The organism is Streptomyces sp. NPDC049915 (genome assembly GCF_040656475.1).
GTDB lineage: Bacteria > Actinomycetota > Actinomycetes > Streptomycetales > Streptomycetaceae > Streptomyces.
Map to the genome: position 1 here is coordinate 375603 of NZ_JBFAMH010000001.1, position 12309 is coordinate 387911.

Consider the following 12309-nt stretch of genomic DNA (forward strand, 5'->3'; position numbering starts at 1 on the left):
CCTGCCTGTGCACTGGGGAGTGGCGGTGCGCTCAGCCGACGTAGCGCCGCGCCTTCGACTGCCGCTGGGCGTCCTCCAGCAGCCGTATCCGCGCCTCGACGTCGGCGGGCAGCACCCGCCGCTCGCGCAGGACCCACGGCAGCGCGGCCGCGGCCTCGGCGAAGGCCCGCAGCGACACCGTGTCGCGGGGGACCGTGCGCGCGAGGTGGACGGTGCGGCGCAGCGCGGGGCGGGCCGGCCGGCGCAGCCAGGTGAACCACAGTGTGTTGCGGATGCCGTGCGCCCGGCGCAGGGTGGCGTCCCGCGCACGGGACGGCTGGTGATGGATCGTCAGATGGTCGGCGTACGTCAGCCACCAGCCGTTCGCGGCCAGGTCGACGGCGAGCAGCTCCTCCTCGCCGCCGAGCCACAGCCGCGGATGGAAGCCGCCGGCGGCGCGGAAGGCCTCGGTGCGCAGCACGGTCGCGGCGGCCAGGAAGGAGCCGAGTGCCGGTCCGGGCAGCCAGCGGGGGGCGGGCACGGGCGAGTTGCGCAGTTCCTCGGTGATCGGGTCCTCGGTGGAGCCGGGTTCGACGAGGATGCGTGCGGTGACGGTGGCGAGCGAGGGGTACCGGTCGAGCAGGTCGGCGGCGCCGGACAGCGCGCCGGGCGACCACCAGGAGTCGTCGTCGCAGAACGCCACGTACGGGGTGCGGACCTCACGCACCGCGAGGTTGCGCCCGATGGCGCCGAGGTTGCGGCCGGGCCGCAGCAACCGTACCTGCGGATGCTTCTTTGCAACGGCGTCGGCGGTGCCGTCGGCGGAGGCGTTGTCGACGACGATCACCGGTGGCTTCTCGGGGAGTTCGGCCAGATGGCCGAGGGTGCGCAGGAGTTCGTCGCGCCGGTTGTGGGTGATGACGACGACGGTGGTGCGCGGGTCGGTCATGGCTGGGCTCCGTCCAGTGTGCGGGCGGCGCGCTCCAGGTGGGGCGGCAGGGGGCGGCGGGCGCGCAGGGCGGCCGGCAGACGGGTCAGGGTCTCGCGCAGGGCCTGCCGGGCGACGGGGTCGCGGCGTGCCTCGGCCGCCAGGTCACGGGTGCGGGCCAGGGCCTGCGGCAGGGGGCGGCGCAGCCAGGCGGTGAGGACGTCGTTGCGGCGCTGGGCGGCCGGACGGCCGGGGCGCGGCGACGCCGGGTCGGGGTGGTGGTGGGCGACGACGTCCGGGCAGTGGGTGACGCCCCAGCCGCGCGCGGCGAGGTCGTAGGCGAGCAGGGTCTCCTCGCCGCCGAAGAACAGCACCGGGTGGAAGCCGCCCGCGTCGAGGTAGGCGCTGCGGCGCACCACGCTGGCGCAGGCGAGGAAGCCGAGTACCTGGACGCCGGGCAGGTCGACGGCGGGTCCGAGCGGGGAGTGGGCGAGGACGTCGTTGAGCGGGTCCTCCTCCTCGCCGGGGCCGACGAGGGTGCGCGCCGAGATCAGGCCGAGCCGGGGATGGGCGTCCAGCAGCTTCGCGGCGAGTTCCAGCGAGCCCGCCTCCCACCAAGAGTCGTCGTCGCTGAAGGCGATGTACGGCGTGTTCAGCGCGCGTACCCCTTCGGTGCGGGCGAGCGCGCCCCGGTTCTCGGGCAGCGTGAGTACCCGGACCTGCGGGAAGTCGCGGGCGATCAGGGCGCGGGTGTGGTCGCGGGAGGCGTTGTCCACGACGAGGATCTCGGGCCGCTCGGGCAGTGCGGTGAGATGGCGCAGGGCGCCGGCCGTACGGTCCGCGCGGTCCCGGGTGGCGATGACGATGCCGAGGTCACTCATGACGGCAGCCGGTCGTAGGCGTGCAGGACGTCGTCGGGGGTGATCCGCAGCAGCGCCGGGTCGGGCCGGCTGCCGTGCGGGTCGCCCTGCTGCGGGCCGGGGCGCCAGAGCACCCGGTGGCGCGGGTCGTCCGGGGGTCCCCAGCGGCTGGGCGCGACGGGCCCGAACAGGGTCACCGAGCGGGTGGCGTGGGCGACGGCGAGGTGCGCGATGCCGGTGTCGCCGCTGATCACGGCGCGGGCGCCGGCGACCAGGGCGGACAGGCGGGCGAAGGGCAGGCCGCCGCCGAAGGTGTCGGTGTCGGGCAGCCGGGCCGCTTTGGCGAGCCGGGCGACGAGGTCCTCCTCGCCCTCTCCCCCGGTGACCACGACCCGCAGTCCGCGCTCGCGCAGAGCGGTCGCGACGGCGGCGTACCGCTCGATGGGCCAGCACCGCGACGGCGCCCCGGCGCCCGGGTGCAGCACGACGGCGTCCGGCGCCGGGGACGGTCCGGGCGGCGCGGGCAGCAGCAGGTCCGCGGGGTCGGCTGCGACGCCGTAGTACTCCACGAAGCGGCACCAGCGGTCCCGCTCGTGTTCCTCCGCCCACCACGGCGGCCCGTCGATCTCCGGGGTGCCGGGGTGCGCGAAGGCCCACAGCCGGCGCGGGTGCAGCGTCTGGAGGAGGCGGTGGCTGGGCGGCCCGTTGCCGTGCAGGTCGACGGCGAGATCGGGCGGCGGCCCGGTCCAGTCGATGTGCCGTGGTACGGCGCGGCCGGGCGCGGCGGCGGGCAGCAGCCGGTCGACGGCTCCCGTGACGTCGGCGACCGGGGTCAGCCCGGCGGGCGCGGCGAGGATCAGCTCGTGGCCGGGGAAGCCGCGGCGCAGGGCGCGCAGCGCGGGCACCCCGGCCAGCAGGTCGCCCAGGCCCAGGGCGCGCAGGACGAGCAGCCGGGGCCGGGTCACCGGGCGCCCTCCGCGGCGCGGGCGATCAGCGCGGTGGAGGAGCGGCCGTCGAGGTAGGGCAGCAGGACGGCCTGTCCGCCCCATTCCCGCAGCAGCGCCGCCTCGGGCAGGTCGGCGCCGGTGTAGTCGCCGCCCTTGACCCATACGTCGGGGCGCAGTTCGGCGAGCAGCCGCTCGGGGGTGTCCTCGTCGAACACGGCGACCGCGTCGACGCAGCCCAGGGCGCGCAGGACGCGGACCCGGTCGGCGAGGGGGTTGACCGGGCGGCCGTCGCCCTTGCGGCGGCGCACGGAGTCGTCGGAGTTGACGCACACCACGAGGCAGTCGCCGATGCGCCGGGCGGCCTGGAGCAGGCCGACGTGCCCGGCGTGCAGCAGGTCGAAGCAGCCACCGGCGGCGACGACGGTCCCGCCGAAGGCGCGGACGCGGGCGGCGACGGCGAAGGGGTCGCCGGACGCGCCGTCACCGGAGGGCGCGGTGGGGGCGGCCGGTGCCGGTGTCCGGCCGGGAGCCGGGGTGATCGCGGCGGCACCGCCGGACCCGACGAATGCCGTCGCCGCGGCGACGGCGCCCTGGAGCGCCTCGCCCACCAGGGACCCGTCGGCGAGCAGTCCGGCCGCCGTTGCGGCGAAGCGGTCACCGGCTCCGCACGGGTCGCCCTCGTGGGCGGCGGGCGCGGGCACGAGCAGCGGGTGGTCGCCGTAGGACAGCAGTGCGCCGCGCACGCCGAGGGTCACGGAGACGGCGCCGACCCGCCAGTGCCGTACGAGCGCGGCGGCCTGCCCGGCGGCCTGCCGCAGCTCTCCGCCCGGCGTGTCCGCCCCGGCGTCCGTCTGCCGGGCGAAGGCCTCCGCCTCGGAGCGGGCCGGGGTGACGAGCCGGGTGCCCGGCACCGGCGGGCCGCCGCGCGGATGCGGGTCCCAGACCAGCGGGGGGCGTTCGGTCAGCACGTCCCGCAGGGCGTCCGCCGCGCCGCGGCCGTAGTCGGACACCAGCACGGCCGGGGCCGCCCGCAGCGCGGCGCGGGCCTCCTCGGTGGCCGCGCGGGCCCGTCCGTCACCGCGGTCCAGGCGGACCACGGGGCGGCCGCGGGCCAGCACACGGGTCTTCTCCGACAGTGCTCCGGTCAGCGGCAGCGCGATCACCTCCACACGTCCGTCGAGGAGTTCGCGCAGCCGCTCGCTCGCCGGGTCGTCGCCGAGGCCGGTGATCAGGGTGACGGGCCGGCCGTCGGCGGCCGCGAGGTACGCGGCGAGCGCGGCGCCGCCGGGGCGGACGCGTTCCTCGCAGCCGGCGACGACCGGCACCGGCGCGTCGGGGGCGAGGCGGTCGGCGCTGCCGGTCAGATCGCGGTCGAGCAGGGCGTCGCCGACCACGACGAGGGGGGCCTTGGAAGAGCCGTGCGTCGTCATCCGGTCACCTCCCGTGGATGCGCTCCACTGCCGCGTCGAACGCCTGGCAGATCATGTGGACGGCGACCAGGTGGAGTTCCTGCACGGTCGCCGTGGTGGCGGCGGGCACGCACAGCGCCTCGTCGCTGCCCGCCATCAGCGGGTTGGGCGCCGCCCCGGTCAGGGCCCACACGCTCAGCCCGGCCTCGCGGCCCGCGTCGGCGGCGGACAGCAGGTTGGCGCTGGCGCCGGACGTGGACAGCAGCATCAGCACGTCGCCGGGGCGGCCGTGCGCGCGGACCTGGCGGGCGAACACCTCGTCGACGCCGTAGTCGTTGGCGATGGCGGTGGTGGCGGAGGTGTCGGCGTGCAGGGCGATCGCGGAGAACGGCGGCCGGTCGTCGCGGTAGCGGCCGACCAGTTCGGCGGTCAGGTGCTGGGCCTGGGCGGCGCTGCCGCCGTTGCCCGCGGCGAGCAGCCGTCCGCCGCCGCCGAGCACCTTGGCGAGCTGTTCGCCCCACCGCTCGGTGAGGTAGGAACGCTCCCTGAACTGGCCGAGCGCGTCGAGGAGTTCGTCGCAGTGGGCCGCCACCGGCGACGGTGCGTGGGTGCTCATGCCGCCACCTTTCGCGGGTGCGTGGGCGCTCGTGCCGTCACTTTTCCTGGTTGCGGGGTCGCGGGAGCCGCCGCCCTTCGTGCGTGCGGGGGCACTCATCACGCCACCTCCGTGCGCAGGCCGCGTCCGACGGCGACCTGGCGGTAGACCTGTTCGACGCCGTCCGCGACCCGGTGCCAGGTGTAGCGGGCGAGGACGCGTTCCCGCGCGGTCTCGCCCATACGGCGGCGCAGTTCGCCGTCGCCGAGGAGGTCCCGTACGGCCTCGGCGACCGCCCAGGCGTCCCCGGCCGGGACCCGGCGTCCGGTGACGCCGTCGGCGACGGTGTCCTTGTGGCCGCCGACGTCGGTGGCGACGACCGGCACGCCGCACGCCATGGCCTCCAGTGGCACGATGCCGAACGGCTCGTACACCGGCGTGCACAGCACCAGGTCGGCGCTGCCCATGACGGCGGGCATGTGCGCGGGGTCGACGGCGCCGATCAGCCGCACCCGGTCGGCGACTCCGGCCCGTTCGGCGAGCTTCAGCAGCCGTTCGGCCTCCGGGTCGGTCTCCAGCAGACCGGGCGGCGGGCCGCCGGCGATGAGCAGTTCGGTGTCGGGGATGCGGGTCAGGGCGCGGATGGCCTTGTCGTAGCCCTTGCGGCGCACGAGCCGCCCGCAGGACAGGATCCGGTGACGCTGCTCGCGCGGCGGCACATGGCGGCGGTCGCGGGCCCCGGGGTGGAAGTGGTCGGCGTCCACGCCGCACGGCACCACGGACACCCGTTGCGGGGAGACGCCCATGTCGGCGAGTTCGTACACCTCGTCGGTGCAGGTGGCCAGGACGCGGCTGCATGTGCGGCCCAACTGCCGCTCGATACCGACGCGTTCGAAGGGACTGGTGTCACGGCGGCCTTGGTGGCGCCGCTTGACGGTGCCGAGGGCGTGGTAGGTCTGCACGACGGGGATGCCGTGGGGGTGAGCGCCGATGCGGGCGGCCATGCCGGACATCCAGAAGTGGGCGTGCACCGTGTCCGGTCGCTCGCGCTGCCAGGCCCGCGCCAGGTGGGCGCCGAAGCCGGGCATGTACGGGAACAGCTCGTCCTTGGGGACGGGCCGGGGCGGCCCGGCCGGCACGTGCTCGACGACGGTGCCGCCGGGCATGGTCACCCGGTCGGGCAGGTCGGTGGAGTCGCGCCGGGTGTGGACGGTGACGTCGTGACCGCGGCTCGCCAGTTCCTCGCTGAGACGGGCCACGTACACGTTCTGGCCACCGGCGTCCACCCCGCCGAGTACCGCGAGGGGGCTCGCGTGCTCGGACACCATGGCGATCCTCATCGGGTCACCTCCTTCAGCAGCCGCTCCCAGTCGTCCAGGAAGCGGGTCAGCCCGTAGCGGGCGAGCGCCGCGGCGCGTGCGCCCTCGCCGACGGCGCGGGCGTGCAGCGGGTCGGCGACGAAGTCCCGTACGGCGTCTTTCAGTACGTCGATGCGGTTGGAGACCACCCCGGCGCCCTCGGGCACCGCCTCGGTCACCTCTGTGGTGGCGAGCGCCACGACCGGCATCCCCAGATGCATCGCTTCCAGCAGGGACAGGCCGAGGGAGGTCCAGCGGACCGGGTGGAGGTAGAGCCGGCGGCGGGCCATCTGCGCGTGCAGCTCGCGCTGCGGCAGATCGAAGGTCCGGATGCCGGGCAGGGACAGCTGGTCGGCCTTCATGCCGAAGACGTCCAGCGCGGCGGCCTCGGCGAAGAACGGCAGCAGGTCCGTGCCGGTGGTGCGGCCGCGCCGTACGGGCTCGTTGACGACGACGGCGGCGTGCGGCACCTCGCCGGTCCACAGCGGGCCGGGGTCGACGATGCCGTGTTCGACGACGGCGGTGGGGGCCTGGCCGTTGTCCCACATCAGCCGGTTGAAGTGGGTGACGTGCACGATCGGGATCGCCGACTGGTCCGCCATCGGGTGCCGGGTGTCGGGGACGTCGCCGTGCGGGGCGTTGTGCTCCAGGTAGACCATCGGCGGGCGGCGGCCCAGCCACTCGTCCACGAGGGCGAGTTCATGGGGGCGTTGCAGGACGACGAGGTCGATCTCCTCCTCGCGCAGGCGCTCGGGCGGCACTTCGAGCACGCTGCCGGGCCAGTCGAAGGTGCGGGCGCGGCCGAGGCCGTCGGGGCCGCGGTCGGGGGTGACCGGGACGAGGCAGGTGTGCGGGCCCTGGACGAAGGACGTCGTCCAGGAGCCGTGCACGTGCCAGATCAGGATCCTCATGCCTGCATCACCTTCTCCACTGCGGCGACCACGTCGTGGGCGGACACGGACTGAAGGCACGGGTGGCCGGGGACGGGACAGGTGCGGGCCCGGCTTCCGGCGCAGGGCGCGCTCTGGTCGCCGAGCAGCACGTACGGCACGCCGTAGGGGCGCCAGCGCTCGGCCGGTACGACGGGGGCGAACAGGGAGACGACGGGGGTGCCGACGGCGGCGGCGAGATGGGCGGGCCCGGTGTTGCCGGTGACGACGGCGGCGGCGCGGGCGAGGACGCCGGCCAGCTCCCGGGCATCGGTACGGCCGCCGAGGTCGAGCGCCGTGTCCCCGGCGACGTGCGCGGTCAGCTCGCGCTCGCCGCGCCCGCCGGTGACGACGACGCGGTGTCCGGCGGCGGTCAGCTCGCGCACGGCCTCGGCGCAGCGGCCGGGGCTCCAGGCGCGGGCGGGGACGCTGGAGCCGGCGTGCAGGACGACGTACGGCCGGCCGCCGGTCAGTTCGCCGGTGTCGGGCGGGGGCAGGACGGCGAGGTGTCCGTCGTCGACGCGCGGGAAGCCCGCGGCCTCGGCCAGGTCGAGGGCGGCCTCCGCCTCGTGGGCGTGCTCGGCGCGCTGGTGGCGTACGTCGAGCAGGGAGCCGGGGTGGTCCACGCTGTCGGCGGCGAGGCGCCGCACCCCGGCCAGGCGCAGCACGAGCGCGGTGGGCAGCGGCGACTGGTGGAAGGAGGTCAGGATGAGCCCGGTGTCGGCGTCGAGGGCTTCGGTGAGCGCGTCGATCTCGGTGCGGCGGACGGGCGGCGGGTCGAACCCGGCCCAGGGGGCGTTCCAGACGACGACCTCGTCGACGCCGGGCAGCATGCGGGCGGCGGGCTCGCCGAGCGGCCCGCACAGCAGGGTGACGTGGTCGGCGCGGGCGGCGACGGCACGGATCGCGGGCCCGGCGAGCAGGACGTCGCCGAAGCTGTCGAGGCGGGTGACGACAGCTCTCATCGCGCCTCCCGGTAGGCGTCGGCGACGGGCCGCTCGTCGGCCAGGACGTGGCCGTGGGGCGGGCCGTCGAGGAGGGCGCGGACGGCGGTGTGCAGGTTGGGCGCCACGTGCTCGGCGCTCGCCGTCTCCTCGGGGCGGGTCACCGGCGTGGGGACGAGGATGCCGTGGGCGCCGGCCCGGCGGGCGGCCTCGACGTCGGCGCCGATGTCGCCGATGACGGCGAGCCGGCCGGGGGGCGTGCACAGCCGTCCGGCGGCCCACAGGATCATCCCGGGCTGCGGCTTGCGGCAGTGGCAGCCGTCGTCGGGGCCGTGCGGGCAGATCGCGAACACGTCGAACGGGCCGAGCAGTTCGTCGACGCGCTCGTTGACGCGGCGTACGTCGGCCTCGGTGATCAGGCCGCGGGCGACGCCGGACTGGTTGGTGACGACGCCGGTGGCGATGCCGTGGGCGCGCAGCAGCTCGACGGCCTCGCGGGCGCCGGGCATCGGGCGCACACGGTCGGGGTCGCCGTTGTAGGGCACGTCCTCGACGAGGGTGCCGTCGCGGTCGAAGAGCACCGCGCGGATCGCCGTCACAGCGCCACCTCCCGCCAGGGCGCGGCCCCGCGGTGCCGTACCAGGCCGTTCAGCCAGTGCCAGGTGGCCGCGGGTGGGATGAGCACGCTGGTGGCGAGCATGGTGTCGACCTCGTGCCGGGTGCGCGGTCCGGGCGCGATGCGCGCCCAGGCGAACTCGGCGGTGCCGGCCGCCCAGCCCAGCGCGGCGAGGACGGCGGCCTGCCGGTGCCCGGTGAGCGCGCAGCCGACGGCGGTCAGCCCGGCAGCGGTGGTGGCGATGTGGCCGCGGATACGGCCGCGCGGGGCGAGGGCCCGGTGCCACCAGTCGGGGCCGTGCAGGTAGCGCATGAGGGCGTCGTCGGCGTTGCCGCGCTGGGCGCGCAGGGACACCCAGCGGTCGGCGGGCCGGACCGGGTGCCGGGTGGTGCGCCGGCCCTGGCGGATGCGCCAGCCGGCGTCCAGCACGCGCAGGGCGAGGTCGGCGTCCTCGCGAAAGGCGCGCTGGAAGCGTTCGTCGAAGCCGCCGACCTGCTTGAGGGTCTCGGTGCGGTAGGCCATGTCGGCGGTGATCCAGCGGGCCTGCGCCAGGCCGGCCGTGGCGCGTTCCCAGTCGGTGGGCCGCCGGTGCCCGGGCAGGGGCACGGCGATGACGCCCTGTACCGCGCCGGTGTCCGGGGTGGCCTCCTGAAGGTCCTGCACCAGCTGGTCGCACCAGTGCGGGCCGACCTGGACGTCGTCGTCGAGGAAGGCCACCCAGGGTGCGGTGACGGCCTGGGTGCCGGTGTTGCGGGCGGCGGCCGGGCCGCGTCCGCCGCTGCTGACGACGAGGGTGCGCTCGCGCAGGTCCCCGAGGACGCTGAGCGGGTGGTCCAGCGCCTCGGGGTCCGGGTCGGGGCCGGGCCGGTCGTCGACGACGACGATCTCGTCGGGGCGCGGCCCGGTGGCGGCGGCGAGCGCGGCCAGGCAGTCGGCCAGCGTGTCGCGCACCAGGGTGGGGATCACCACGGCGTATGCGGTCATGCGCCGTGTCCCTTCGCGTAGGCCCGACCCCGGCGCACCGCGTACGGTCCGATCGCCAGCAGGTCCACGGGGGCGGAGCCGAAGCACTCCAGGGCGTCGCGCGGGTCGTCGACCATGGGCCGCCCGGCCGTGTTGAGGCTGGTGTTGACGACGACGGGAAGTCCGGTTCGGCGCTCGAACGCAGCAAGCATGCGGGCGACGAGCGGCTCGGAGCGCTCCTCGACGGTCTGGATGCGGGCGGTGCCGTCGACGTGGACGACGGCGGGGATGCGGTCGCGCCAGGCGGGGTGCACGTCGTGCACGAAGAGCATGTACGGGCTGGGCAGCGGCCCGTCGAACAGGTCCGCGGCGCGTTCGGCGCGCACCATGGGCGCGACCGGGCGGAATTCCTCGCGGCCCTTGACGTGGTTCAGCCGCTCGAGGTTCTCCTCGCGACCGGGGTGCGCCATCAGCGAGCGGTGGCCGAGGGCGCGCGGGCCGTACTCGCTGCGGCCCTGGAACCAGGCGACGATGCCGTCGCGGGCGAGTTCCTCGGCGACCGCCTCGGCGATGTCGTCGGGGCGCTCGTAGGGCACGCCGGCCGTCTCCAGCCAGGCGCGCAGCTCCTCGTCGCTCCAGCCGCGGCCCAGGTCGGCGCCGGGCATGGGCTCGGTGTCCTCGGCCTGCGCGGCCAGGAAGAGAGCACCGCCGAGCGCGGTGCCGGCGTCACCGGCGGCGGGCTGCACCCACACGTGCTGGAAGGGGCCCCGCCGGGCGATCGTGGAGTTGGCGACGCAGTTGAGGGCGACGCCGCCGGCCATGGTGAGGGCTTCGCCGCCGGCCTCGCGGTGCAGCCAGTGCACCAGTTCCAGCAAGGTCTCCTCCAGGGCGGCCTGGGCGCTGGCGGCCAGGTCGGCGTGGTCCTGGGTCCACGGCTCGTCCTTGCCGCGGGCGGGGGCGAAGGCGGCCCAGTCGACGCCGTGCGCCCGGAAGCCGCCGTCGCCGGTGGCGTGGACGTGCTGCCGGAGCCGGTCGAGGAAGCGGGGCTTGCCGTAGGAGGCGAGCGCCATGACCTTGAACTCGTCGCTGGAGCGCAGGAAGCCCAGGTGCTCGGTCAGCTCCTCGTAGACCAGGCCGAGGGAGTCGGGCAGGGCCTGGGTGTGCAGGGTGTCGAGCTTGCCGTCGTCGAAGCGTCCGGCCAGGTGGGAGGCGGATTCGCCGCGGCCGTCCAGGACCAGGACGGCGCTGTCGGGGTGCGGTGAGGCGGGCCCGGCGGAGGCGGCGTGCGCCACGTGGTGCGGGACGAAGACGACCCGCTCGGGGTCCAGGCCGGGCAGGGCCTCGGCGAGGAACTCGGGTGCGCGGCGGGCGTACTCCAGGCGCAGCGGGTCCCACGGGTCGTTCAGGCCCATGTCGGCGGCGGGCCGGGCGAGCTTCGGGTCGAAGGAGTACGTGACGGCGTCGAGCTCCTCCGGCCGCAGCCCGGCGTGGTCCAGGCACCAGCGCGCCGACAGTTCGGGCAGTTCCCAGGCGGAGAACGGCAGGGGCCGCTTGCCGTGCTTGCGGCGGCTGAAACGCTCTTCCTCGGCGGCGGCGACGGCGCGTCCGTCCACGACCAGAGCGGCGGCCGGGTCATGGAACAGGGCGTTGATTCCAAGGATGCGCATGGGGCTTGCTCCGTCCCGGGAGGCGGTCGGGGGCTCTGGGCTGTGCGGGTGCCGCGGTGCGGCTGACTCAAACACTTGGAGACAACTAGGACCGAAATACGCGGATTTTTCACTCCGAGCCAGGTCAAATCGATCCTGCGTGGAGCGGCTCAGGCGGCCACGGACCGCGAGAACCAGCCAATGGTGCGCTTCAGGCCCTCGGTCCAGTCGACCTGGGGCTGCCAGCCCAGCAGCTCGCGGGCGAGCCGGGTGTCGGGGCGGCGGCGGCAGGGGTCGTCGACGGGGCGCTCGACGAAGCGGACCCTGGAGGCGGAGCCGGTGAGGTCGATGATCCGGCGGGCCAGCTCCAGCATGGTGATCTCGTCGGCGCCGCCGATGTTGACGGGGCCGGCCTCACCGGAGGCGGCGAGGGCGAGGATGCCGGTGACGGTGTCGTCGACGTAGCACAGCGAGCGGGTCTGGCCGCCGTCGCCGGCCACGGTGAGGGGCATGCCGTCCAGGGCCTGCGCGATGAAGGTGGGCACGGCGCGGCCGTCGCCGGTGCGCATGCGGGGGCCGTAGGTGTTGAAGATCCGCACGACGGCGGTGTCGGTGCCGTGGACGCCGCGGTGGGCCGTGACCAGGGCCTCGGCGAAGCGCTTCGACTCGTCGTAGACGCTGCGCGGGCCGTTGGGGTTGACGTTGCCCCAGTAGGTCTCGCGCTGGGGATGCTCCAGCGGGTCGCCGTAGACCTCGGAGGTGGAGGCGAGCAGGAAGCGGGCGCCGTCGGTGTGGGCCCGCTCCAGGGCGAGGCGGGTGCCGGTGGAGCCGACCTCGAGGGTCTCCAGGGGCAGCCGCAGGTAGTCGGCCGGGGAGGCCGGGCAGGCGAAGTGCAGCACCAGGTCGAAACGGCCGGGCAGGGCCCGCCATACGGCCGGGTCGGTGGCGTCGCCGCGGACGAAGCGGAAGCCGGGGCGGGTGTTCAGCTCCGCCACGTTGGCCCGGGAACCGGTGGCGAGATTGTCCAGGCAGACGACGTCGCAGCCGCCGTCCAGCAGCCGGCCGCACAGATGGGACCCGACGAATCCGGCTCCGCCGGTGACCAGCACCCGGCGCCAGGGGTATGCGCTCACGG

Annotated in this window: 12 protein-coding genes; all 12 read right to left on the reverse strand. The window is 75.7% G+C overall.

Annotated elements, in window-relative coordinates; translation table 11 throughout:
• Nucleotides 1-31: 31 nt before the first annotated feature.
• The 12 genes from AB0J12_RS01565 to AB0J12_RS01620 all read right to left on the reverse strand — a co-directional run bounded on the left by AB0J12_RS01565 (nucleotide 32) and on the right by AB0J12_RS01620 (nucleotide 12307).
• Entirely contained in the window at nucleotides 32-928 is an 897-nt protein-coding gene (locus AB0J12_RS01565; RefSeq protein WP_363262087.1) for a glycosyltransferase, read from the reverse strand.
• On the reverse strand, nucleotides 925-1788 hold the full coding sequence (locus AB0J12_RS01570) for a glycosyltransferase (protein ID WP_363262089.1): 864 nt from the start codon (nucleotides 1786-1788) through the stop codon (nucleotides 925-927). Before AB0J12_RS01570 ends, AB0J12_RS01565 begins: the two co-directional genes overlap by 4 nt.
• Nucleotides 1785-2732 (reverse strand): glycosyltransferase family 9 protein, encoded by a 948-nt coding sequence (locus tag AB0J12_RS01575; RefSeq protein ID WP_363262090.1) that lies wholly within the window; start codon nucleotides 2730-2732, stop codon nucleotides 1785-1787. Before AB0J12_RS01575 ends, AB0J12_RS01570 begins: the two co-directional genes overlap by 4 nt.
• Nucleotides 2729-4144, reverse strand: coding sequence for a D-glycero-beta-D-manno-heptose 1-phosphate adenylyltransferase (rfaE2, locus tag AB0J12_RS01580; protein WP_363262091.1), 1416 nt, complete (start codon nucleotides 4142-4144; stop codon nucleotides 2729-2731). The genes AB0J12_RS01575 and rfaE2 overlap by 4 nt, the downstream gene beginning before the upstream one ends.
• A gap of 4 nt (nucleotides 4145-4148) precedes the next feature.
• Nucleotides 4149-4739, reverse strand: coding sequence for an SIS domain-containing protein (locus AB0J12_RS01585; protein WP_363262092.1), 591 nt, complete (start codon nucleotides 4737-4739; stop codon nucleotides 4149-4151).
• A 98-nt stretch (nucleotides 4740-4837) separates the two neighbouring features.
• Nucleotides 4838-6058: a glycosyltransferase gene (locus AB0J12_RS01590; RefSeq protein ID WP_363262093.1), complete on the reverse strand. Its 1221-nt coding sequence runs from the start codon at nucleotides 6056-6058 to the stop codon at nucleotides 4838-4840.
• Nucleotides 6055-6987 (reverse strand): glycosyltransferase, encoded by a 933-nt coding sequence (locus AB0J12_RS01595; RefSeq protein WP_363262094.1) that lies wholly within the window; start codon nucleotides 6985-6987, stop codon nucleotides 6055-6057. The genes AB0J12_RS01590 and AB0J12_RS01595 overlap by 4 nt, the downstream gene beginning before the upstream one ends.
• Complete coding sequence (locus tag AB0J12_RS01600; RefSeq protein WP_363262095.1) at nucleotides 6984-7970, reverse strand: glycosyltransferase family 9 protein; 987 nt, start codon at nucleotides 7968-7970, stop codon at nucleotides 6984-6986. The genes AB0J12_RS01595 and AB0J12_RS01600 overlap by 4 nt, the downstream gene beginning before the upstream one ends.
• Nucleotides 7967-8548, reverse strand: a complete 582-nt coding sequence (locus tag AB0J12_RS01605; protein ID WP_363262096.1) for an HAD family hydrolase — start codon at nucleotides 8546-8548, stop codon at nucleotides 7967-7969. The genes AB0J12_RS01600 and AB0J12_RS01605 overlap by 4 nt, the downstream gene beginning before the upstream one ends.
• A complete protein-coding gene (locus tag AB0J12_RS01610; RefSeq protein WP_363262097.1) occupies nucleotides 8545-9549 on the reverse strand; it encodes a glycosyltransferase in 1005 nt (334 codons plus the stop codon). Before AB0J12_RS01610 ends, AB0J12_RS01605 begins: the two co-directional genes overlap by 4 nt.
• Nucleotides 9546-11195, reverse strand: a complete 1650-nt coding sequence (locus AB0J12_RS01615; RefSeq protein WP_363262098.1) for a carbamoyltransferase C-terminal domain-containing protein — start codon at nucleotides 11193-11195, stop codon at nucleotides 9546-9548. The genes AB0J12_RS01610 and AB0J12_RS01615 overlap by 4 nt, the downstream gene beginning before the upstream one ends.
• Before the next feature lie 149 nt (nucleotides 11196-11344).
• Nucleotides 11345-12307 carry an NAD-dependent epimerase/dehydratase family protein gene (locus AB0J12_RS01620; RefSeq protein ID WP_363262099.1) on the reverse strand — a complete coding sequence of 321 codons (963 nt, stop codon included), beginning with the start codon at nucleotides 12305-12307 and terminating at the stop codon, nucleotides 11345-11347.
• Nucleotides 12308-12309: the final 2 nt, after the last annotated feature.